We start from the raw sequence: 23,023 nt of genomic DNA on the forward strand, positions 1-23,023 counted from the left end.
CAACTGCCTATCGATAGTCCAGGCGGTCACTGGACGGCAATCCATCGTTCATCACCCATTATCGTGAAAATGGTTGTAAACAAGGCGTGCGATCGACTCCGAGATACCTTCCACCGCCATCAGGTCGTCCACCGCCGCCCGGCTTACCGCCTTTGCCGTGCCGAAAGCATGTAACAAAGCGCGTTTGCGCGACGGGCCGATGCCGCCGATCTCGTCGAGCGGGTTCTTGACCATCTCCTTCTTGCGCCGCGCCCGGTGCGAGCCGATGGCAAAGCGATGCGCCTCGTCGCGCAGGCGCTGGACGAAATAGAGCACCGGATCGCGCACCGGCAGCGAGAACGAATCCTTGCCCCTGACGAAGAAGCGCTCGCGCCCGGCCTCGCGATCCTGCCCCTTGGCGACGCCGATCGCCACGACGCGATCCTCGACGCCGAGTTCGGCAAGCATGGCGCGGACTGCGGTCATTTGCCCCTGCCCGCCATCGATGAGGATGACATCCGGCCAGGCGGGAAAGGCGCCGTTGCCCTCCAGGCCGTCTTCGGATTCGGCGTTCTCGTCGCCATGTTCCTTGAGCAGCCGCGAGAATCGCCGCGTCATCACCTCGCGCATCATGCCGAAATCGTCGCCAGGGGTGATGTCGGTCGAGCGGATGTTGAACTTGCGGTACTGGTTCTTCACGAAGCCTTCGGGCCCGGCAACGATCATGCCGCCGACGGCGTTGGTGCCCATGATGTGCGAGTTGTCGTAGACCTCGATCCGCACCGGCGCCTTTTCCAGCCCGAAGGTCTGGGCGAAACCTTCCAACAAGCGCGCCTGTGTCGACGTTTCGGCGAGGCGCCGCCCGAGTGCCTCGCGGGCGTTCTGCAGGGCGTGATCGACCATGTCCTTCTTTTCGCCGCGCTGCGGCACCGAGATCGCCACCTTGTGCCCGGCACGGGTGGAAAGCGCCTCGGCCAGCAATTCCTGCTCCTCGACCGAATGCGACAGCAGCAGGGCACGCGGCGACGGCTTGTCGTCGTAGAATTGCGCCAGGAAAGAACCGAGCACCTCGGCCGCCTCCAGGGACGGATCGGCCTTGGGGAAATAGGCGCGGTTGCCCCAGTTCTGGCCGGTGCGGAAGAAGAACACCTGGATGCCGGTCTGGCCGCCTTCCTGATGGATGGCGAAGACATCGGCCTCGTCGATGGTTTGCGGATTGATGCCCTGGTGGCTCTGCACATGCGACAAGGCGGCGAGACGGTCGCGATAGATGGCGGCACGCTCGAAATCGAGTTCCTCCGCCGCCTGCTGCATCTGGCTCGAAATCTCGGTCTTCACCTTCTGGCTGCGGCCGGACAGGAAGTCCTTCGCCTCCTGCACCAGCTCGTCATAGCCCTCGCGCGAAATCTCGCCGGTGCAGGGTCCGGCGCAGCGCTTGATCTGGAACAGTAGGCAGGGCCGCGTGCGATTGTCGAAGAAGCTGTCGGTGCAACTGCGCAGCAGGAAGGCGCGCTGCAGCGAGTTGATGGTACGGCCGACGGCCTGCGCCGAGGCGAAGGGGCCGAAATAGTCCCCGCCCTTGCGCGAACGCGCGCCGCGATGCTTGTAGATGCCCGGCGCCGTGTGATCACTGGTCAGCATGATGTAGGGGAACGACTTGTCGTCCCGCATGAGCACGTTGAAGCGCGGGCGAAGCCGCTTGATAAGGTTCGCCTCAAGCAGCAGCGCCTCGATCTCGGTGCGGGTGACGACGAACTCCATCGTCGCCGTCTCGCGCACCATCTTGCCGATGCGGTTGGTGTGGAAACGTCCCTGCGCGTAGTTGGTGACGCGCTTCTTCAGGCTGCGCGCCTTGCCGACATAGAGCACGTCGCCGGCGGCATTCATCATGCGGTAGACGCCCGGTGCGTTCGGAAGGCGCTTGACCAGGGTCTGGATCACCTCGGCGCCGACCATGCCGTCGGCGTCGCCGGCATGCGCGGTCCAGTCGATCGCGGTGAACGGCAGGTCGGGACCGCCGGGAGCGACTGCCTCCTCCATCGCCTCGTCGTCGTCGAGTTCGACGTCGGGCATGTCTTCGGCGGCACTGGCGCCCTTGCGGGGGCCCGGACCGGAATCTGGCTGGCGAGGACTCATTCCACCATGCCTGTCACGTCCGGCGTCTGCCAGGCGAGATGCTGGCCGCCATCGAGCGCGATCATCTGGCCGGTCACCGAACGCGCCTGCCAGAGATAGCGGATCGTCTCGCCGAACTCCTGGAGGGTCGGACCGCGCTTCAGAATCAGCCCGTCGAGCTGGGCGCCAAAGGCTTCCGCGTCCTGCCGCGAACTCGGCAAAGTCGGGCCAGGGCCAATGGCGTTGACGCGGATCCGCGGCGCCAGCGCCTGCGCCATGGTCCGGGTTGCCGCCCAAAGCGCCGCCTTCGAAAGCGAATAGGAAAAATACTGCGGCGTCGGCTTGAGCACGCGCTGGTCGATCATGTTGACGACCAGCCCCTCCGCCCCCTCGGGCAGGGCTGCGGCAAAGTTCTTGGCCAGCAGCGCCGGCGCCTTCACGTGCAGGGCAAAATGGCGGTCCCAGGTCTCCCAGCCGAAATCCGTGACCGAATCGCCTTCGAAGACGGAAGCGTTGTTGACGAGCAGGTCGATCGGCCCCAATGCGGCGCTGGCCGCGGCAAGCAAACCGTCCACGGCAGCCATGTCGGCAAGGTCCGCCTGCACAACTGTCGCGCGGCCGCCATTGGCATTGATCGTGGCAGCCAGATCATCGGCCGCCTTGCGCGCGTGGTTGCAGTGAATGGCGACGCCAAAGCCATGCGCGGCAAGGTCCTCGGTGATCGCACGACCGATGCGCTTGGCCCCACCCGTCACCAGCACGTTGCCTGCCATGTTCGCCATCCAGTCCTCTTCCTCTCATGCTGTCGCCAGCCTCGCCGGAGGCAGGCGCGGTTACATCTCGGTAACCTATGTAAAAAGCGGTTCATCGATCTGGCAGCAATGTGGCGAAGGCCTCGAATACCACCTCAAAACCTGCCCGCGAAGCATGCCGGCAAGCGAGATATAGAACGCCCAATCCCATGTACCAAGCGGCCTGAGGCAAAACGCGGCCAAAGCTGCTGACAAGGCTGTTGCATTAGCGCAACGTCATGTTTCAGCCTCATTTGCGCCGGCCAATCACCTTACTTCAGGTTCGGTTCAGCCGCATTTCGACACGACATTCGGAACCGTTCGGCGCCCAGACCGTTTCTCCCCCCGGACGGGCTAGGGGCGCCATTTCTAAAAGAGCCAGTGTCTAGTTGGCTTAAGGAGTAAAACAATGACTGCCATTCTCAAGCACGCCCGTCCGCTCGCGGCCGCGTTCGGCCTGGTCGCGCTGGCGTCGATGCCAGCTTTCGCTGCCGACGTCGTCATGGAAGAGCCGCCGGCACCTGCCGCTCCGATGGAGCAGCCCCCGCTCAACACGTGGTCGGGCCCCTACGCCGGTGTGTTCATCGGCTACGGCTTCAGCGGCGAGTCCGACATCGGCGGCACCAACAACGTCGACACCGATGGTTTCCTCGGCGGTGCCTTCGTCGGCTACAACTACCAGATGGACAACATCGTCATCGGTGCTGAAGGCGACATCGGCTACAGCGGCGTCGAAGGCGACAACGCCGGCGTGAATGTCAAGTCGGGCTTCGAAGGTTCGTTGCGCGCCCGTCTCGGCTATGCCGTTTCGCCCGACATCCTGCTCTACGGTACGGCCGGCGGCGCCGGCAAGCGTATCGAAGTCAACGACGGTGTTGCTGAAGACTCGAACACCGCGCTCGGCTGGACCGCCGGCGTCGGCACCGACGTCAAGCTCACCGAGACCGTCTTCGGTCGCGTCGAGTATCGCTACACCGATTTCGGTAGCGACGATTTCGCTCTGAGCGGCGGTTCGACGGAAGTGTCGAGCAAGGATCACCGCATCCAGTTCGGCGTCGGCATGAAGTTCTGATCCACAAGATCAGCACCAACGGAAAAGCCGGGCCTCGCGCCCGGCTTTTTTGTTGTCCTGGGGTAAGCGATCAACCTTGCGGCACGACCGCCTTCAGCTCCGGGAACTTCTCGTCGAAGCGCGCGGCCCAGCGCTTGAGGCGCGGGCGCCCCTTTTCCCACTTGCCGGCGAAGCGAAGGTCCATGTAGCCGATGGTGACCCTGAGCGCGATCTGGCCGGCACTGATCGCCTTCGGCAGCTTGGGCGGGTTGGCGTTCAGCAGGTCGAGCGCGCGCGTCACCTTCGACCACTGCTTGTCGATCCATGGCTGGTGGATGATCTCCTCCGGTCGCGACCGGCGTTCGTAGACGATCGCCAGCAGGCAGTCGCAGATACCGTCGGCGAGCGCTTCGAGGCGTTCGGCATCGAGCCGCTTTTCGGCATTGCGGGGGAACAGCTTGTTGCGGGAAAGCCGGTTCAGATACTGGGTGATGACCCGGCTGTCGTAGATGCTTTCGCCTTCGTCGGTGATCCACACCGGGATCTTGCCAAGCGGGTTGGCGTCCGTCAGCAGCGCCGGCTGCGGGCCAGTCTCGACGGTGACGGATTCGACCGGGATGCCGGCATAGACGGCCGCCATGCGCACCTTGGCGCTGTAGGGCGAAGCGGGCGAGTAGAACAGTTTCGGCATCGAGCGGCTCCCTTTGGCGGCGGACGATAGTCCGCACGGTTCGTTCCGGCAATGCGGCGTCCTGCTCAGCGGCCTCGCACAGGCGGCATCACCACCTTGTCGAGGCGGCAGGCGCGGCGGTCGACCTCGGCGCAGGATCGAAATTCGAGATCCTTGGTCATGCAGATCCGCACCTCGCGCAGGTATCGACGGTCGCAGGTCACCGCCACGGCGTCTTCTTCGAGGCCCGGATTTGACTGGAGGAAGGCATTCTCCGCCTGGCCCGGTGCCAGCGTGCGATAGTCGTCCAGGCGCTTGAATTCACGGGGAATCTCGACTTTGTTCCGCGCAGCGCGCAGTACCTCGAAATAGTCGGCCTGGCCGAGGCCCGAACAGGTGCCGTGCTTGCGCCATTGATGGCGAATGAGCCCGGCCGAAGGCATCAGGTCGTAGAGGCCGCGCAGCGTCTCGTTCGAGACCGTGCTTGCACCCGCCTGGCAATTTTCGGGATAGCCGCGTTCGTATTGCGGCCACAGGCCGTGGACCACGAAGGCATAGGGCCGGCCGGCGCGGCACTGCTGGCCATTGGCCTGCTCGCCCTCGGCCTCGCAGTAGCTGGGCGACCACGACAGCGACAGCACGTAGAAGTCAAAACCCTGGCCACGCGGCACGGCCGCCGCTTCAGTCGTGGCAGCGGGCGACGTTTCCTGGGACGCCTCGTCTGAGGGCGCGCAAGCCGACAGAGCGAGCAACACCGCAACCGCCGATGCTCGCGCGCACGCCAACAATCTCATCGTGAAGTCCGGCCGGCCTCAGCGCAGAACGCGGCAGCGTCCATTGTAGACGTACCAGCGATCGAAGCCCGAGACGCAGAACTCGACATTGTCGCCGACCGAGGCAAAGCCCATGCCTTCTTCGATCAGGTACCAGATGTCGCGGTCGCCGCCATCCGACAGCGTTACCGTCGCACCGCAATAGCGCCGGCCGATCGGATGGCTCTCATCCGCCGGCTCGTAGCGGTGCTCGTGGATGCGCTGGAAGTCGGTGATCGCAACCTGGGGCAGGTTTGGCACATGGCGCACCTGGTAGCTGAACCGGCTGGTGATGCGGTTGAGCACCGAAGCGTTGCCACAAATGCCGGGATCGCCGGAATAGTCCACCGAGGTGGAGAGATCGGCTGCCTGCGCGGAGACCGCGCCCAGCCCTGCCGCTCCGAGGCCGATCATTGCGGCGATAAGGGTGCTTGCGACGCGACTCATGGTTCCCACTCCAAGGCTGATGCGATCCAGTTTGCGGTTTCGCCGCGCTGCGGTCAAGAAGCCGCCGATTCGCCCGCCAGCCACTCGACCGTCCAGCGCGCCTTCGCATCCTCCCCGAGGATCTTGCCAAGCGCCGGCAACATTACCCCGAGCTCGGCCTCGAGCGGAAATGGCGGGTTGACCACCACCATGCCGGTGCCGTCGAGCCGCGGCTCGGACGACGGCGGGCGGATGTAGAACTCGATGTCGATGATCTTGGGGATTCCCGCACCGGCAAGCGCCTCGCGGAAGGCCGCCACGGCCTTGCGATCCTTGACCGGGTACCACAGGGCGAAGATACCGCCCGGCCAACGCCGGTGTGCCTTCTTCAGCCCTTCGACCAGACGATCGAACTCGCCGGCGACCTCGAAGGGCGGGTCGACCAGCACCAGCCCGCGCTTTTCCTTGGGCGGCAGGTGCGCACCGAGCGCCAGCCAGCCGTCGAGTTCGGTCACCCGTGCCTGGAAGTCGCCCTCGAACAGACTGGCCAGGCTGGTGGCATCTTCAGGATGCAGTTCGATTGCCGACAGGCGGTCCTGCTTGCGCAGCAGGTGCCGGGCGATCAGGGGCGAGCCCGGATATCTTTCGATGCCGCCATCCGGGTTCGCCGCGCGAACGGCATCGAGATAGGGCGCAAGCAATGCGGCGGCGTCGGCTGGCAGGGTCGCATCGACCAGGCGGCCGATGCCGTCATGCCATTCGCCGGTCTTCTGCGCCTCCTCCGACGACAGGTCGTAGAGGCCGATGCCGGCATGGGTGTCGACGACGCGAAAGGCCTTGTCCTTGCGCTTGAGGTATTCGACCAGCCGGGCGAGCACGGCATGCTTGACCACGTCGGCGAAGTTCCCGGCATGGTAGACGTGGCGATAGTTCACGACTGGCTGTCCCCGCCCCTGCCCCAGCGCGGAGCCGGAGGTTGCGAATTGGGATTTTCGGGCCGGCCGCCCTTGCCGCGGCGCAGCGACAGCACAAGACCGACAAAACCGACCGCCATCAGCGAAAAGCCGATCGGTTGGGCGCGCTGGTCCGCTTCGCCGGCGCCCGAACGCAGGATGAGGTCGACGCGCTGGATCTGGACGTTGTCGTTGTCGCCCTGCGCGACCACGAAACGGTAGCTGCCCGCGCTCACGTCGCGGATCAAGCCGACATCGTCGCGAAACACCGGGTCGGGCAGTTGCGGACTGCGCTCGCGCGGCGTCGTGTCGTGGAAATTCAGGGCCTGGGCCAGCACCGTCTCGCCGCGCGTGGAGGCGGTGACGGTCAGGATCGCCCGCGCCGGCGTCACCACCGGCGGCGCCAGCGTCGTCAGATCGACCAGCACGCGCACCGGCGTGTCGGCAGTCGCCAGGGCCACCTCGACCGGGCGGAAACTGCCACCGCGATCGTAAACGCGATAGACGCCGATCTCGCGGCCGGTAAAATTGGTCGTCGCCCATGGATAAAGGATGCCGAGGCCGGTGCCGGCAAGCAGAACAAGAAGAAACAGAAACCGCATGGCGCTCGAACTCTGTGGCTAGCCCTCGCAAGGCGGCTCGCCGATTGGACGTCGCCTCCCTACTACGGCTTTTGGCCGACGCCGGAAAGTCCGGCATTGGCTTTGCCGGCAACTTCGGCTCCGCGGCGCGGAGCACCATCGGCCCGCCAAGCGAACGCCATGACCATGCCGGCGCCAACCCCTCGCCGACTCACTGCCTTCAACGGCTCGGCATCAGGCCTTGCGTTCCCAGCGGCGGTCCGGCGTCTGCTGCCAGTAGGTCACGGCATGCCCGCCGGCCTTCATCGTCTTCCAGTGTTCGCGCGCGCCTTCGAGCTGCGCCGCATCATGGCCATCGAACAGAAAGACGGCACGCTGATAGGACCCGATGTCGGGCGGCGACGCGCCATCGACCAGGAAGCGTATTTCGGCCGCGTTCGGATTGGCTTCACCCGTCGTCAGCACCACGGGTTGATCGGCTGCGTGCGGCTCGCGGTCGCTGCCATGGGCCAGGAACGAATCGTCGCGGAAGCTCCACAAATGGGCATCCAGTGCGTCGCGCCGTTCCTCCGAGCCAGTCTGCACCACCGCCTTCCAGCCGCGCTGCAGGCTACGCTCGAGCAGGCCCGGCAGGGCATCCTCGAGCGTCGATTCGGTAAGGTGGTAGAAAAGGACTTCGGCCATCGCTCAGTTCGCATCCATGGCCGAATTGTCCAGCCTCATCCTTCGTAGTGGTCGCGCACCAGCCTGTCGAGCAGCCGCACGCCGTAGCCGGAACCCCAGGACTGGTTGATCTCGCTGGTCGGCGAGCCCATCGCGGTGCCGGCGATGTCGAGATGCGCCCAGGGCGTATCCTTGACGAAGCGCTGCAGGAACTGCGCTGCCGTGATCGAACCGCCAAAGCGACCGCCGATGTTCTTCATGTCGGCATTCTTGGAGTCGATCAGCTTGTCGTATTCCGAGCCGAGCGGCATGCGCCAGAGCTTTTCCTGCGTCGCGGTACCCGACGAGGTCAGGCGCCCGGCGAGTTCGTCATTGTTGGAGAACAGGCCGGCGTGGCTCTGGCCGAGCGCCACCATGATCGCACCCGTCAGAGTCGCCAGATTGACCATGAACTTCGGCTCGAAGCGCTGGTTGCAGTACCAGAGCGCGTCGGCGAGCACGAGGCGGCCTTCGGCGTCGGTGTTGAGAACCTCGATGGTCTGGCCCGACATCGAGGTGACGATGTCGCCGGGCCGCTGGGCGTTGCCATCGACCATGTTCTCGACCAAACCGATGATGCCGACCACGTTGACCTTGGCCTTGCGTGCGGCCAGCGCATGCATCAGGCCGGTGACGGCGGCAGCACCGCCCATGTCGCCCTTCATGTCCTCCATGCCTGCGGCCGGCTTGATCGACACGCCACCTGAATCGAAGACCACGCCCTTGCCGACGAAGGCCACCGGCTTGTCCTTGGCCTTGCCGCCGCTCCACTGCATCACAGCCATGCGCGGCGGACGCACCGAACCCTGGGCGACGCCGAGCAGCGCACCCATACCGAGCTTTTTCATCTCCTTCTCGGTCAGGATCTCGACCTTGACGCCAAGCTTTTCCAGATCCTTGGCCTGGGCGGCAAACTCGACCGGACCAAGCACGTTGGCAGGCTCGTTGACCAGGTCGCGGGCCAGCAGCACGCCGCCGACCACCGCCTCGATATCGGCAAAGGCCTTCTTCGCAGCCGCCGGATCGGCGCAATGGATGGTGACCTTCGCCGGCTTCTTGTCGTCGGCCTTGCCGTTGCCGTTGTCCTTTTTGGTCTTGTACTTGTCGAAGGTGTAGCTGCGCAGCAGCATGCCGGCCGCAACGCCGGCAGCGGCGGCGCCATCGACCGTGGCGCCAGCAATGTCGAGGACCACGGCAACCTCGGACGCCTTGCGCAATTGTGACGCCAGCGTGCCACCCAGCTTCAGCCAGGAATATTCGTCGAGCCCCGACGCCTTGCCCACGCCGACGGCCACCAGACGGTCGACCGTCGTGCCCTCCGGAGCCAGTACCTCGACGAGGCCACCAAACTTGCCGTTGAAGTCGACGACCGGAAAGGCGCGATCCAGCGTCTTGGCCGGATCGTTGCCGCGCGCGATCTCGCTCAGCCCGCCCTCTTCGGCAGAGAAGACGAAAACAGTGCCCTTTTTCGGCGTACTCGCCTTGGCGAAGCTGATCGACGGCTTGGAAGTCATGATGTCCTGCTTTCGGATCCCGTTCATATGGTGCGCGACATTTGGTCGTTTTGGAAAGTTTGGCAAGCCTCCCGTCATCCTGGCACGATATGATTAAAGTTGAAAAAGGGCAGGAAACCTTGTGTTAACCACCTCTGTTCGGCCTTTCTTAGCCATTGGCGCCGAGAGTCGCGGCCGGTGGGAGATGGTGTTGGAACGATGCCGGCTGGAAGGGGCCGGTTGTGCCGGCTTGCCTTGGACTATACCTTAGACACCTGCCGGTCACACGACGTCCCGTCGTCCGGCCAAGTCGGAAACACGGAATCCTGATCATCGATGAAGGTTGTTGAGCGCTACATCCTGCGTCGTGCGTTTGCGGTTTTCATCGCGGCGCTGACTTGGACCTTGGTGATCGTCTGGACCACCCAGGTGCTCGGGCGAATCGACCTCGTCACCGACAGCGGCCAGTCGGCGCTGACCTTCTTCGAGGTCGCGGCCCTTATCCTGCCCACTCTGATTCCGATTGTCGTGCCCTTTGCCGTGACCATCGGCGTGGCCTTGACGCTGAGCTCGATGAACAGCGATTCCGAACTGGTGGTGCTCAACGCCGCCGGCGCTTCGCGCATGACCGTCATCCGGCCGATTCTCATCCTGGCAGTCGGCGCCAGCGTGTTTTCCCTGCTCGTCCACAACGTCGCCGACCCGATGGCGCGCCAGCGCAACCGCGAACTGATCGCCTCCTCGCGCGCCGACCTGCTGTCGCTGATCATCCAGGAAGGCACCTTCCGCAAGGTCGACGAGGGTCTGTTCGTCCAGGTCGGCGAGCGCCTGCCGAATGGCGGGCTCGGCAGCATCTTCGTCGCCGATTCGCGCGAACCCAACGTCGATCTCGTCTACTACGCCAAGGACGGCGCCTTCATCGAGCGCGACAGCAAGCAGATGCTGGTGATGAACGACGGCGTGATCCACCGCAAGGCGCCGGGTGGCGAGGTGTCGGTGATCAGTTTCGACTCCTACGCCTTCGATCTGAGCGAGTTCTCCGCCGTGGCGAAGGAAGTCACGATGCAGCCGAAGGACCGCTCGACGCCGTACCTGATGAACCCCTCGCCCAGCGACAAATACTACCAGCGCAATCCGCGGCTGTTTACCGCCGAACTCGACCGCCGATTCACCGAGTGGCTCTACCCGATCGCCTTTGCGCTCATTGCGCTGGCCGTGGCAGGCGACGCCCGGTCGCATCGAGAGGCACGCATCCATCCGCTCGTCACCACGATCACCATCGCGCTGTTTTTCCGCTGGCTCGGGTTCTTTGCCGGCAGCAAGGCCGAGACGGTGGCTTGGGTCCGCTATGCCGTCTATGCCGTGCCCATCGTCACGGCACTGATCGCCATCTGGTTCATCCGCACCAACCGCAGCATGGAACTGCCGGTTTCGGTCGCCGATCGCATCGCTTCCGTCTGGGCGCAGATTCGCGACAGGATCACGGCGCTGCGGCTGCGGCTCGGCGGCGGCGCTCCCCATCAGGGAGCAGCATGATGGGCTGGACGCTCGGTCGCTATTTTTTCTTCCGCTACGCCACCATCACGGCGTGGTTCTTCGTCGGCATCTTCGCGCTGATCTTCATCATCGACGTCACCGAGTTCTCGAACAGCGCCGGCGGCGTGCCGGGCTTCAAGTTCAGCATTGCGATGACGGTTTCGGCATTGCGCGTACCGATGATCATGCTCCAGGTGGTTCCGTTCGTCGCCCTGTTCAGCGCCATGGCAACCCTGGTGTCGCTCAACCGGCGCTATGAACTGGTCATTGCCCGCGCCGCCGGGATTTCGGCATGGCAGTTCCTGCTGCCCTGCTGCCTGGGCGCGCTGCTCTTCGGCTTCGTCACAGTCGGCATCCTCAACCCGATCGCAGCCTACGGCTTCTCGCACTCCGAATCCCTGGAATCGGAGCTGCGCTCACGCCAATCCAATTCGGTATCGGCATTTTCGGCGCCATGGCTGCGCCAGAAGGCCGATGGCACCGAGGTCATCATCGGCGCACGGGCGGTGCTCAACCAGGGGATGGAACTGTCCGACGCGGTGTTTTTCGTCTTCGACGCCGACGACAACATGGTCGAGCGCAAGGATGCCGAGCGCGCCTATCTGCGCGACGGTTATTGGGAACTGGTCAATGTTCGGACCATGAGAGGCGGCGAAAACTTCACCTCCGAAGCCGCCGCCAAAGTGCCGACGAATCTGAAGCCGGAGTTCGTCCAGGAACGCCTGGCGCGGCCCGAAACCATTCCTTTTTTCCAGCTTCCGTCAAAAATCGAAGTGGCGCGATCCTTCGGACTCCGGGCAAACGCCTTTGCCATGCAATTTCATTCACTTGTCGCACTTCCCTTCCTCCTGGTCGCGATGACGCTCATTGCTGCAACAGTGTCGATGCGATTTGCGAGGATGGGGCAGTCCGGAACGATGATTCTGGGTGGCGTCGTCGCCGGGTTTCTGCTTTATGTCGTTTCGGTTCTGGTCAAAGCATTTGGCAATGCGGGATTCGTGCCGACTTATATTGCGGCGTGGCTTCCAGTTGTCGTAGCAATGTTTTTCGGGGTGACATTCCTGCTCTACAACGAGGATGGTTAGTGTGAGGGGCGCAATGGCCAACCGCAGGACAGCCCACAGGGCTCGCCTATTCGGTGCGACTGCGCTCGCATGCCTGTTTGCATGCGCGCTTCCGCTTGCCCCGGCTTACGCACAGACCATCGCCGATCTCGCGCCCAGCGTGCCCGAAGGCTCGCAGATGCTGCTTGAGGCGGACACGCTCGTCTATGACAACGACGTCCAGACGGTTACCGCCGTCGGCGGCGTGCAGATCGACTATGCCGGCAATCGCCTTGTCGCCCAGCGCGTCACCTACGACCGCAAGACGTCGCGGCTGATTGCCAGCGGCAATGTCGAGATCGTCAATTCCGACGGCACCAAGATTCTCTCGCAAGAGATCGACATCACCGACGATTTCGCCGATGGTTTCGTCAACGCCCTGCGCGTCGAAACCGTCGACAAGACCTACTTTGCCGCCGAGAGCGCCAAGCGCGAGCGCGGCATCCTGACGACGTTCAACAATGGCGTCTACACGGCCTGCGAGCCTTGCGAGCAGAAGCCCGACAAGGCGCCCATCTGGCGCATCAAGGCGCAGAAGATCATCTGGAACGGCGAGAAGAAGACGGTCCGCTTCGAAAACTCCAATTTCGAATTCTTCGGCTTCCCGATCGCCTTCCTGCCCGCCTTCGAGATCGCCGACCCGACCGTGAAGCGCAAGAGCGGCTTCCTGATGCCCGGCATCAGCTACAAGAGCGAGCTCGGCGTTGGCGTATCGATCCCCTACTATTTCGCGCTCTCGCCGACCTACGACCTTACCGTCAAGGGCACCGGCTACACGCGCCAGGGCTTCCTCGGCGAGGCCGAGTGGCGCCAGCGTTTCAACAACGGTCAGTACAGCCTGAAGATCGCCGGCATCCACCAGATGAACCCGGACAAGTTCGACGCCGGTACCGTCGACAGGGGAGCAGGCGACGACAACAAGCTGCGCGGCATGGTCGGCACCAAGGGCCGCTTCGACCTCAATCCGCGCTGGGCCTTCGGCTGGGATATCCTCGCGCAGTCGGACAAAAATTTCTCGCGCACCTACGGCATCGAAGGTTTTTCCGACAGCACGCATCGTTCCGAGGTCTATCTCACCGGCCTCAACGACCGTAACTATTTCGACCTGCGCGCCATGCGCTTCCAGGTCCAGGAAGAAGCCCTCGACAACGACCCGGAGGCGCGTGCCGACAAGCAGCCCTGGGTGCTGCCGTCGCTCGACTACGCCTACATCCCCGACGCGCCGCTGGCCGGCGGTGAACTTTCGTTCGATCTCAACGCACGCGTCATCCGCCGTACGGAACTCGATTCAGCCATTACCGGCCTGAACGGCCCGACAATCCACGGCCTCGAAGGCACGTCCAGCCGTATCACGGCCGAAGCTGAGTGGAAACGCACGATCGTGACCGAAGGCGGCCTGCTGGTTACACCGCTGATGGCCTTCCGCGCCGACGGCAGCTACCTCGACGCCTCCAGCGCCTCGCTCAACGCCATCAACAACATGGCCATCGATCCGGACATCGGCGTTGCGGCCGACGTGCGCTCGTCGCTATTCCGCTACATGGCAACGCTCGGCCTCGAGCTGCGCTGGCCGGTGCTATTCTCGTCGACGAGTTCGACCCATGTGCTCGAACCGATGGCCCAGGTCTTCGCACGCCCCAGCGAGAGCGCGATCGGCGGGCTCGGCATCCCCAACGAGGATGCGCAGAGCTTCGTCTTCGACGCAGCCTCGCTGTTCGAACGTGACAAGTTCTCGGGCTACGACCGCATGGAAGGCGGTACGCGCGCCAATATCGGCCTGCGCTATTCCGGCACCTACAGCAATGGCTGGACCACCAACGCCCTGTTCGGCCAGTCGTATCAACTTGCCGGCGACAACTCGTTTGCCGCACCGGACCTCGTCAACGCAGGTGCCTATTCCGGCCTGGAAACAGATACGTCCGACTACGTTGCGCTTGCCGGCATCGCCAGCCCGAACGGATTCTCGGCCTCGGTCAGCGGCCGCTTCGACGAGCAGAGCCTCGACGTTCGCCGCGCCGAAATGAAGGTCGGGCTCGATGCGCGCCCGATCGCCGTGTCGGCCCGCTATGCCTTCATCGATGCCCAGCCGCTCTACGGCTTCAAGGATGACCGTCACGAGGTCACGCTCGGCGCCACCGCGCGCTTCAACGACGAATGGCGGGTGTTCGGCTCCGGCACCTACGACATCAAGAGTGACCTGCTCGTCAAGCACGGTGTCGGCTTCGCCTATGACGACGAGTGCTTCACCTACATGATGACCTACGCCGAAAGCCGCGATCACAACGATCCCGACGACGTCACACGCTCGGTGGGCTTCAACATATCGTTCCGCACGCTCGGCGATATCGGTTCGGCGAGCTTCTAGGACAGCCGGAAAGCGGTGTCAGGGCGACCTGACATCGTTTTGCCGCATAACGCGGCCATTGGACGGGGCAGCATGCATTCGGGCAATGCCCGGATCTGGGGTTTGAACGGGACTTTATCGATGCGAAAGCACCTCTTTTCGGCAGGCCTCGCCCTGCTCGTAGCGGCAACGTCGCTCTCGATGACCGCTTATGCGCCGCCGGCCCAGGCGAGCGAGATCAAATACATCGTCAACGACGTGCCGGTCACCAGCTACGACATCCAGCGCCGCGCCGCGTTTCTCAAGCTGCAGAAGCGCAAGGGCAATGCCGGCGAGGAAATGATCGAGCAGACGCTGCGCCAGGCGGAGATGAAGCGGCTCAACATCCGCATCTCCGACAAGCAGGTCGACGACGCCTATGCGCGCTTTGCCGGCTCCAACAAGTTCAAGCCCGCCCAGATGGACCAGATCCTGGCCCAGGCCGGCGTCACGAGCAGCCATTTCAAGGACTACATCCGCACGCAGATGGGCTGGAATCAGGCGCTCAGCGCCCGCTTCCGCGCCGAAGGCGGCGGTGGCGGTGGCGGCACCAGCGAGCAGGACGCCGTCCGGCGCATGCTGCAGCAGGGCGGCGCCAAGCCAAGCGCTACCGAGTACATGCTGCAGCAGGTGATTTTCGTGGTGCCGGCATCCGAGCGCGGCTCCGTCGGCAAGCGCAAGCGCGAGGCGGATGCCATGCGTGGCCGCTTCAACGGCTGTGAGCAGACGCGCGAATTCGCCAGGGGCCTGCTCGACGTGACGGTGCGCGACCTCGGCCGCGTGCTCGCACCGCAGCTGCCGCCGGAATGGGCCGACCAGATCAAGAAGCTCAAGGCCGGCGGGGCAACCCCGGTTCGCGAAACAGAGCGCGGCGTCGAATTCATCGGCGTCTGCAGCGCGCGCGAAGTTTCCGACGACAAGGTCGCACAGATGGTCTTCCAGGCTGAAGGGCTCGGCAAGGAAGGCAACGAAAAAGCCGACGAGCTGAGCAAAAAATACATCGAAGAGCTGCGGGCCAAGGCTCGCATCGTCAACCGCTAAGTCGTGGGCCCGCATGGCGCCCCTCTGGCGCTGACTGTCGGCGATCCCTCGGGTATCGGCCCCGAAATCGCAGTCGCTGCATGGCGGCTGCGCAACGAGGCGCGCGTACCGGCCTTCTATCTCCTCGCCGACCCCGCCCTGGTTGCCGCGCGCACTTCGGCGCTCGGCGTCGAATTCCAGATCGCCGAGACCGGCCCGGCCGATGCGGCCAGGCAATTCGCCGACGCGCTGCCGGTCGTGCCGCTTGCCGCCGCGCTCGTCGACACGCCGGGCCAGCCCGACACGCAGAACGCCGCCGGCATTATCGAGGCGATCGACCGCGCCGTGGCGGATACGTTCGAAGGTCGCGCCGCCGCCGTCGTGACCTGCCCGATCGCCAAGAAGCCGCTCTATGATGCCGGCTTCCGCTTTCCCGGCCATACCGAATACCTCGCCCACCTCGCGGGCCTGAAGACCGGCGCCGAGGTCATGCCTGTGATGATGCTCGCCGGGCCCGAGCTTCGCGCCGTGCCGGTGACCATCCATATCGCACTGGCCGAGGTGCCAAGGGCCCTCACGACCAAGGCGATCACCGAGACCGTCCGCATCACCGCGCATGACCTGCGTCGGCGCTTTGGCATTGCCAGGCCGCGGATCGCCGTGTCCGGCCTCAATCCGCACGCCGGCGAAGGCGGCGCCATGGGGCACGAGGACGAACGCATCGTCCGTCCGGCGATCGAAGCGCTCAAGGCGGAAGGCATCGATGCCTTCGGCCCCCTGCCCGCCGACACCATGTTCCATGGCCGCGCCCGCGCCGGCTACGACGCGGCCATCTGCATGTATCACGATCAGGCGCTGATCCCGGCCAAGGCGCTGGCCTTCGACGAGACGGTCAACGTCACGCTCGGCCTGCCTTTCATCCGCACCTCGCCCGACCACGGCACCGCCTTCGACATCGCCGGCAAGGGCATTGCCCGCCCGGACAGCCTGATCGCCGCGCTGAAGCTGGGGCGCCAGTTGGCGGACGTCGAGGCCAGATCATCATGAGTGCGACCACCAGCATCGACGGCCTGCCGCCGCTTCGCGACGTCATCGAACGTCACGGCCTGCAGGCCAAGAAGGCGCTCGGCCAGAACTTCCTGCTCGACCTCAACCTGACCAGCAAGGTGGCGCGGGCCGCCGGCGATCTTTCCGGCGTGACCGTCATCGAGGTCGGTCCCGGCCCAGGCGGGCTGACGCGGGCGCTGCTGATGAACGGCGCCAGGCGCGTCATCGCCATCGAGCGCGACGAGCGCTGCCTAGCGGCCTTGGCCGAGGTCTCCAACCATTACCCGGGACGGCTGGACGTGGTCTCGGGCGATGCGCTGAAGACCGATTTCGCAGCGCTGGCTGGCGGCGAGCCGACAAAGATCGTTGCCAACCTGCCCTACAACATCGGCACGGAACTGCTGGTCCGCTGGCTCACGGTCCAGGACTGGCCGCCCTTCTATCAGTCGCTGACCCTGATGTTCCAGCGCGAGGTCGCCGAGCGCATCGTGGCAAAGCCCGCGAGCCCGGCCTTCGGCCGCCTTGGCGTTCTGGCGGGATGGCGCACCGACGCACGCATCGCCTTCGACGTGCCGCCGCAGGCCTTCACCCCGCCGCCCAAGGTCACTTCGTCGGTGATCCACCTGGAGCCACGCATGCAGCCCCTGCCAGCCGACGTGAAGGTGCTCGGCCGCGTCACCGAAGCGGCATTCGGCCAGCGCCGCAAGATGCTGCGCCAGAGCCTGAAAAGCATGGGCGGCGAAAGACTGCTGGAAACCGTCGGCATCGACCCGACGCGCCGCGCCGAAACGCTCAGCGTCGAGGAGTTCGTGGCGCTGGCAAGGGCGGTCTGAACACAGATTACCCTCCCCCTTGTGGGGAGGGTGTCGGCGAAGCCGACGGGTGGGGGTCCTTGGCTGAGTGCTGATCACCCTCACCCCGACGCTGCGCGTCGACCCTCCCCACAGGGGGGAGGGTAAGGAACCCTCAAACCTTCTCGTCGAGCAATTTCGAGACGAAATCGAACAATCCCGGCCTGCGGTCGCGGCGCAGGCGCTCGGCGGCCACGATCGACCGTACCTCGGCAAAGGCGCGGTTGAGATCTTCGTTGATCACGACATAGTCGTACTCGCCCCAGTGCTCGATCTCGTCACGGGCGTTCTTGAGCCGCGTCTCGATCACTGCGTCCTGGTCTTCGGCGCGGCGCTTCAGGCGGGCTTTCAGTTCGCCCATCGACGGGGGCAGGATAAAGATCGAGACGATGTCGCCACGCATCTTTTCCTTCAACTGCTTTGCACCCTGCCAGTCGATGTCGAACAGCATGTCGCGTCCCTGCGACATCGCCAGCTCGACCGGCTCGCGCGGCGTCGCGTAGAAATTGCCGTGGACCTCGGCCCATTCGAGCAGCGCATCGTTGTCGCGCAACAGCTCGAACTCGCGCTTACTGGTGAAATGGTAGTGGGCGCCGTCGATCTCGCTGCCGCGGCGCGGACGGGTAGTCACGCTCACCGACAGCCGCAGCTCCGGATCGGTTTCGATCAGGTTGCGCGAAATGGTCGACTTGCCCGCGCCCGAGGGCGACGACAACACCAGCATCAGGCCGCGCCGCCTGATGACATTTGAAAGGCTTTCGGCGCTCATGCGCTACTCCAGATTCTGAACCTGCTCGCGAAACTGATCGACGACGGCTTTCAGTTCCAGCCCAATGGCAGTCACTGTTGCAGCGTTCGACTTCGAACACAGAGTATTCGATTCGCGGTTGAATTCCTGCGCCAGAAAATCGAGCTTGCGGCCGATCGCACCGCCACCCGACATCAGCGTGCGTCCCGAGGCGACATGCGTCTTCAGCCGGTCGATTTCCTCGCGAATATCGGCCTTGGTGGCGAGAAACGCCGCCTCCATGTTGAGCCGCGCCTCGTCGAGCGCCGGCGATGCCTCGAGCAGCAGCCGCACCTGCTCAGCGAGCCGCTGGCGGATCTGCGCCGGTTCGCGAGACGGATCGGCCTCGGCCCGCAGCGTCAGTTCCTCGATGGTGGCGATATGGCCCGTCAGCAGCCCGTGCAGGGCCTCGCCTTCCGCCTTGCGTGCCTCGACGAGGCCAGCAAGACCGGTCTCCAGGCAGTTCATGACCGCCGCATCGATCGCCGCACGCTGCTCTTCGGTTTCGACCGCCTCGGGCATGTCGAAGACGCCGCGCAGCGCCAGCAGCCCGTCAGCGCTGGCGGGCGCCGCACCGAACTGGGTGACCAGGCGGTTGGCGAGTTCGGCGACGTCGCGCAGGAAGACTTCGTTGATGACCGGCTGGACCATCGAACCGCTTGTTCGGCTGACGGTCAGGGTCGCCTGCACATTGCCGCGCGAAAAGCGTTTCTGGATCGCCTGGCGCACCGCTGGCTCGAGGCGTTCGAAGCCCTGCGGCAGGCGCAAGCGCACTTCCACGCTCTTGCCGTTGACCGACTTCACTTCCCAGGCGATGGCGGTTCCGTCATGTTCGGCCGCGACGCGGGCGAAGCCTGTCATGCTCTGCAGGTTCATCTGGCAGCGCGCCCCTGTTGCCTGTTGTTGCTGCGCCGCGCGGTCCGCCTGGACGCGCGGCGAGCCTGTCTTACTTCTTGACGGCGTTGGTGGTCGTTGCGTCTTTCTTGGCCGGATCGGCCTCGCCGGCAGCCTTCTCGTCCTCAACGACCTTGCGCTGGAAGGCGCGCCAACGCGCGACGTTCTCGTTGTGCTCGTCCAGCGTCTCGGCAAAGACATGCCCGCCGGTGCCGTCGGCCACGAAATACAGGTCCTTGGTCTTGGACGGGTTGGCCACGGCCTCAAGCGAAGCCTTGCCCGGATTGGCGATCGGCGTCGGCGGCAGGCCCTTGATGGTGTAGGTGTTGTAAGGCGTCGGCTTGTCGATGTCGGAGCGATAGATCGGCCGGTCGGCAGGCTTACCCTTGCCGCCGAAGATGCCATAGATGATCGTCGGGTCCGACTGCAGCCGCATGCCCTTGTTAAGGCGGTTGATGAAGACGGCCGCTACGCGCGAGCGCTCGTCGCCGCGGGCAGTTTCCTTCTCGACGATGGAAGCAAGCGTGACGAATTCGTTGACGTCGGCGATCGGAAGATCGGCTGTACGGCGCTGCCAGATGGTTTCGACCAGTTCCTTCTGGTCGGCCAACATCTTGTTGATGATCTGCTGGCGCGTCAGCCCACGGGTAAAGCGCTGCGTGTCCGCGGCAAGCGTGCCCTCGGCCGGCATCTCCGCTGGCATGTCGCCGGTAAGGGCTTCCTGTTCGGCGATGCGTTTCCAGGCCTGCTCGACGGTCAGCCCTTCCGGGATCGTCAGCGAATACTGCACAGACTTGCCGCTCTTCAGCAGTTCCATGATCTCGTGCATGGAAGCGCCGGCCTGGATTTCGTATTCACCGGCCTTCAGCGAACCATCATTGCCGTAGGCACGCACGCCCATGCGGAAGATGCGCGCATCGCTGATCAGTCCGCGACGCTCAAGCTGGTCGGCGATGTCCTGTACGCCCGTCTTTTCCTTGACCAGGAACGTGCTGGGGACCGCCGACGGGCCCTCGCCGTTGAATTCCTGCTTGCCGAAATAGAGGGCTGCGCCGCCGGCGAGGATCACCAGCACCGCCGTCGACATCATGAAATTCATGAACACGACGATCTGGTTGCGCGAGGCACGCGAACGCTTGGGCGGCGGCGTCCCGATTTCCGGCCGCAGCGCTTCCTGCGCCGTCTTAGGAACGATCGGATTTGCCGGCGCGGCGCGCCCAGCACCTTCCCCTTGACCTGGCGTATTCATGCTCATTTTGCCTCGCCACTCCCTCTTGCGTCGAATCCCCGCCGGGAGACTAGAGCCGAATGTGGCAAAAATCGCGGCAAAGAGGGCGCTTAACGCCCCCTTCCCACAGAGTTGTCAGCCATTATAGCGCTGGAAGACCAGCGAGGCGTTGGTGCCGCCAAAGCCGAAGGAGTTCGACAATGCGACGTCGATCTGCCTGGAACGCGGCTTGTTCGGCACCAGGTCGATCGGTGTCTCGCGCTCGGGGTTGTCGAGATTGATCGTTGCCGGCGCGATGTTGTCGCGAATGGCGAGGATCGAGAAGATCGCCTCCGCCGCACCGGCAGCGCCGAGCAGGTGGCCGATCGACGACTTGGTCGACGACATCGACACCTTGGAGGCAGCGTCGCCGACGAGGCGTTCGACGGCGCCGAGTTCGATCGTATCGGCCATGGTCGAAGTGCCATGGGCATTGATGTAATCGATGTCGGCGGGCGAAAGGTTGGCGCGCTTGAGGGCCGCGGTCATGCAGCGGAACGCGCCATCGCCATCCTCGGCCGGGGCCGTGATGTGATGGGCATCGCCCGTCAGGCCGTAGCCGACGACCTCGGCATAGATCTTGGCGCCGCGCGCCTTGGCGTGTTCGAGCTCTTCGAGCACGACCACGCCTGCGCCCTCGCCCATGACGAAACCGTCGCGGTCGCGGTCATAGGGGCGCGAAGCCTTTTGGGGCTCGTCGTTGCGGTCGGTCGACAGCGCCTTGCAGGCAGCGAAACCGGCAAGCGAAAGACGCGTCACCGGCGACTCCGCGCCACCTGCCACCATCACGTCGGCATCGCCGAACATGATCAGCCGGGCTGCGTCGCCGATGGCGTGCGCGCCGGTCGAGCAGGCGGTGACCACGGCATGGTTGGGGCCCTTGAGCCCGTGCCGGATCGACACCTGGCCCGAAACCAGATTGATGATCTGGCCGGGAATGAAGAAGGGGCTGATGCGGCGCGGGCCGCGTTCCTTGAGGATCAGCGCATTTTCGGCAATGCCGTCGATGCCGCCGATGCCCGAGCCGATCATCACGCCGGTGGCGTTCTGCTCGTCCGGGGTCTTGGGCGCCCAGCCCGAATCCTTCAACGCCTCGTCCGCGGCCGCGATCCCGTAAAGGATGAAGTCGCCGATCTTGCGCAGTTCCTTGGGTTCGAGGACTGCTTCGGGATTGAAGGTATTGTTCGTGCCGTCCCCCCTGGGGATGACGTTGGCGATCTTGCAGGGGAGGTCTTCGACCTCGAACTCCGTGATCCGCCTTGCGGCGCTACGGCCGGAAAGAAGCTCTTTCCAGCCGTGCTCGTAGCCCATGCCGAACGGTGAAAGCAGGCCAAGGCCCGTGACAACCACACGCCTCATCGCAGGCATCCCTGACAATTCGCGATCGCTCAGGCCGAAGCCTTGTCGATGTACTTCACGGCGTCGCCAACGGTGAGGATGGTCTCGGCCGCGTCGTCGGGGATCTCAACGCCGAATTCTTCTTCGAACGCCATAACGAGCTCGACCGTGTCGAGGCTGTCCGCGCCCAGGTCGTCGATGAAGCTGGCAGCTTCAGTCACCTTGTCGGCGTCGACGCCAAGATGTTCGATGACGATCTTCTTGACGCGCTCTGCGGTGTCACTCATGTGGGCATCCTCAGTCTGGTGTTTGTTAGGTCTTCGTTAGCGGGCGGAATGCCGCTAATCAAGCAGTAATCTGCGCTTTCCCAAGCGCTCGGGCAGCGGTCCGTCTTCGGTCCGGCCACCTGATGGAGCGCGGCAATACACGAAATCTTGACCGCGTCCAAGGCAAAAGGGCCAGTTATCCCGGCCAATCAGCCCAATCAGATCATCGCCATGCCGCCGTTGACATGAATTGTCTGGCCGGTGACGTAGGCTGCCTCGTCGGAAGCAAGATAGGCGACGGCCGAAGCAACTTCCTTGCCGGTGCCCATGCGCTTGGCCGGGATCGCAGCCATGATCGCCTCTTTCTGCTTGTCGTTGAGCTTCTCGGTCATTGCCGATTCGATGAAGCCGGGTGCGACGCAGTTGACGGTGATGTTGCGGGTGGCGATCTCCTGCGCGAGCGACTTGGAGAAGCCGATCATGCCGGCCTTCGAGGCGCAGTAGTTGGTCTGGCCGGGATTGCCGGTGACGCCGACCACCGAGGTGATGTTGATGATGCGGCCATGGCGGCGGCGCATCATCGGATGGGTCAGTTCGCGCGTCAGGCGGAACATCGCCGTCAGGTTGATCTCGATGACGCTGTCCCAATCGGCGTCGGACATGCGCACGAACAGGCCGTCCTTGGTGATGCCGGCGTTGTTGACCAGGATGTCGACGCCTTCGAGATCGGCCTCGGCCTTCTGGCCCAGCGCCTTGACCTCGTCGCGGTCGGCGAGATTGGCCGGAAACAGCTTGACGCGATCACCGAGGTCGCCGGCGAGCGCCTCGAGCTTTTCGATGCGCGTGCCGTGCAGGCCGACGATGGCACCCTGCTTGTGCAGGATGCGGGCGATTTCCTCGCCGATGCCGCCGGAGGCGCCGGTGACGAGTGCCTTGCGGCCGGTCAGATCCAACATAT

The 23,023-nt window shown here is 64.4% G+C and carries 22 protein-coding genes; 7 read left to right on the forward strand and 15 right to left on the reverse strand.

The genetic code is table 11. The features are described from left to right. Positions 1-51: 51 nt before the first annotated feature. A complete protein-coding gene (uvrC, locus tag GGR00_RS04920; RefSeq protein ID WP_055978735.1) occupies positions 52-2,115 on the reverse strand; it encodes an excinuclease ABC subunit UvrC in 2,064 nt (687 codons plus the stop codon). Then, on the reverse strand, positions 2,112-2,876 hold the full coding sequence (locus tag GGR00_RS04925; protein WP_055978732.1) for an SDR family oxidoreductase: 765 nt from the start codon (positions 2,874-2,876) through the stop codon (positions 2,112-2,114). Before GGR00_RS04925 ends, uvrC begins: the two co-directional genes overlap by 4 nt. A gap of 418 nt (positions 2,877-3,294) precedes the next feature. On the opposite strand from GGR00_RS04925, the gene GGR00_RS04930 reads away from it, so the two are divergent. Next, positions 3,295-3,957, forward strand: coding sequence for an outer membrane protein (locus tag GGR00_RS04930; protein WP_055978729.1), 663 nt, complete (start codon positions 3,295-3,297; stop codon positions 3,955-3,957). A 70-nt stretch (positions 3,958-4,027) separates the two neighbouring features. Here the strand turns inward: GGR00_RS04930 and GGR00_RS04935 are convergent, their stop codons facing one another. The 7 genes from GGR00_RS04935 to GGR00_RS04965 all read right to left on the reverse strand — a co-directional run bounded on the left by GGR00_RS04935 (position 4,028) and on the right by GGR00_RS04965 (position 9,594). Next, positions 4,028-4,627 carry a glutathione S-transferase gene (locus tag GGR00_RS04935; protein WP_055978726.1) on the reverse strand — a complete coding sequence of 200 codons (600 nt, stop codon included), beginning with the start codon at positions 4,625-4,627 and terminating at the stop codon, positions 4,028-4,030. 65 nt (positions 4,628-4,692) lie between these two features. Then, the gene (locus tag GGR00_RS04940) at positions 4,693-5,400 is read right to left on the reverse strand and encodes a ribonuclease T2 family protein (protein WP_055978724.1); all 708 of its coding nucleotides are present in this window, start codon (positions 5,398-5,400) and stop codon (positions 4,693-4,695) included. Positions 5,401-5,418: 18 nt separating this feature from the next. Further along, positions 5,419-5,865, reverse strand: a complete 447-nt coding sequence (locus GGR00_RS04945) for a hypothetical protein (RefSeq protein ID WP_055978721.1) — start codon at positions 5,863-5,865, stop codon at positions 5,419-5,421. Positions 5,866-5,918: 53 nt separating this feature from the next. Continuing rightward, positions 5,919-6,779, reverse strand: coding sequence for a 23S rRNA (adenine(2030)-N(6))-methyltransferase RlmJ (locus GGR00_RS04950; RefSeq protein ID WP_055978717.1), 861 nt, complete (start codon positions 6,777-6,779; stop codon positions 5,919-5,921). Next, on the reverse strand, positions 6,776-7,399 hold the full coding sequence (locus GGR00_RS04955) for a hypothetical protein (RefSeq protein ID WP_055978715.1): 624 nt from the start codon (positions 7,397-7,399) through the stop codon (positions 6,776-6,778). Before GGR00_RS04955 ends, GGR00_RS04950 begins: the two co-directional genes overlap by 4 nt. Before the next feature lie 213 nt (positions 7,400-7,612). Further along, positions 7,613-8,062 (reverse strand): DNA polymerase III subunit chi, encoded by a 450-nt coding sequence (locus tag GGR00_RS04960; protein WP_055978713.1) that lies wholly within the window; start codon positions 8,060-8,062, stop codon positions 7,613-7,615. Positions 8,063-8,097: 35 nt separating this feature from the next. Beyond that, a complete protein-coding gene (locus tag GGR00_RS04965; protein ID WP_055979248.1) occupies positions 8,098-9,594 on the reverse strand; it encodes a leucyl aminopeptidase in 1,497 nt (498 codons plus the stop codon). 315 nt (positions 9,595-9,909) lie between these two features. On the opposite strand from GGR00_RS04965, the gene lptF reads away from it, so the two are divergent. The 6 genes from lptF to rsmA all read left to right on the forward strand — a co-directional run bounded on the left by lptF (position 9,910) and on the right by rsmA (position 17,495). Further along, positions 9,910-11,109, forward strand: coding sequence for an LPS export ABC transporter permease LptF (gene lptF, locus GGR00_RS04970; protein ID WP_184698294.1), 1,200 nt, complete (start codon positions 9,910-9,912; stop codon positions 11,107-11,109). Continuing rightward, positions 11,106-12,194: an LPS export ABC transporter permease LptG gene (gene lptG, locus GGR00_RS04975; RefSeq protein WP_055978707.1), complete on the forward strand. Its 1,089-nt coding sequence runs from the start codon at positions 11,106-11,108 to the stop codon at positions 12,192-12,194. The genes lptF and lptG overlap by 4 nt, the downstream gene beginning before the upstream one ends. 13 nt (positions 12,195-12,207) lie before the next feature. Continuing rightward, positions 12,208-14,577 (forward strand): LPS-assembly protein LptD, encoded by a 2,370-nt coding sequence (locus tag GGR00_RS04980; RefSeq protein WP_156381322.1) that lies wholly within the window; start codon positions 12,208-12,210, stop codon positions 14,575-14,577. A 120-nt stretch (positions 14,578-14,697) separates the two neighbouring features. Further along, positions 14,698-15,636: a peptidylprolyl isomerase gene (locus GGR00_RS04985; protein WP_055978701.1), complete on the forward strand. Its 939-nt coding sequence runs from the start codon at positions 14,698-14,700 to the stop codon at positions 15,634-15,636. A 3-nt stretch (positions 15,637-15,639) separates the two neighbouring features. Next, positions 15,640-16,662, forward strand: coding sequence for a 4-hydroxythreonine-4-phosphate dehydrogenase PdxA (gene pdxA, locus GGR00_RS04990; protein WP_184698296.1), 1,023 nt, complete (start codon positions 15,640-15,642; stop codon positions 16,660-16,662). Continuing rightward, positions 16,659-17,495 carry a 16S rRNA (adenine(1518)-N(6)/adenine(1519)-N(6))-dimethyltransferase RsmA gene (gene rsmA, locus GGR00_RS04995; protein ID WP_055978694.1) on the forward strand — a complete coding sequence of 279 codons (837 nt, stop codon included), beginning with the start codon at positions 16,659-16,661 and terminating at the stop codon, positions 17,493-17,495. The genes pdxA and rsmA overlap by 4 nt, the downstream gene beginning before the upstream one ends. Positions 17,496-17,628: 133 nt before the next feature. On the opposite strand, the gene gmk is transcribed toward rsmA, so the two are convergent. The 6 genes from gmk to fabG form a co-directional block, all read right to left on the reverse strand. Further along, positions 17,629-18,282, reverse strand: coding sequence for a guanylate kinase (gmk, locus tag GGR00_RS05000; protein WP_055978692.1), 654 nt, complete (start codon positions 18,280-18,282; stop codon positions 17,629-17,631). A gap of 3 nt (positions 18,283-18,285) precedes the next feature. Next, complete coding sequence (locus GGR00_RS05005; RefSeq protein WP_055978689.1) at positions 18,286-19,176, reverse strand: YicC/YloC family endoribonuclease; 891 nt, start codon at positions 19,174-19,176, stop codon at positions 18,286-18,288. Between the two features lie 70 nt (positions 19,177-19,246). Continuing rightward, entirely contained in the window at positions 19,247-20,449 is a 1,203-nt protein-coding gene (mltG, locus tag GGR00_RS05010) for an endolytic transglycosylase MltG (protein WP_055978686.1), read from the reverse strand. 108 nt (positions 20,450-20,557) lie between these two features. After that, complete coding sequence (gene fabF / locus GGR00_RS05015) at positions 20,558-21,820, reverse strand: beta-ketoacyl-ACP synthase II (protein ID WP_055978684.1); 1,263 nt, start codon at positions 21,818-21,820, stop codon at positions 20,558-20,560. A gap of 29 nt (positions 21,821-21,849) precedes the next feature. Beyond that, complete coding sequence (locus tag GGR00_RS05020; RefSeq protein WP_055978681.1) at positions 21,850-22,086, reverse strand: acyl carrier protein; 237 nt, start codon at positions 22,084-22,086, stop codon at positions 21,850-21,852. Positions 22,087-22,283: 197 nt separating this feature from the next. Beyond that, a complete protein-coding gene (fabG, locus tag GGR00_RS05025; RefSeq protein ID WP_184698298.1) occupies positions 22,284-23,021 on the reverse strand; it encodes a 3-oxoacyl-[acyl-carrier-protein] reductase in 738 nt (245 codons plus the stop codon). Between the last annotated feature and the right edge of the window lie 2 nt (positions 23,022-23,023).

The organism is Aminobacter aganoensis, assembly GCF_014206975.1.
GTDB classification, from domain to species: Bacteria; Pseudomonadota; Alphaproteobacteria; order Rhizobiales; family Rhizobiaceae; genus Aminobacter; species Aminobacter aganoensis.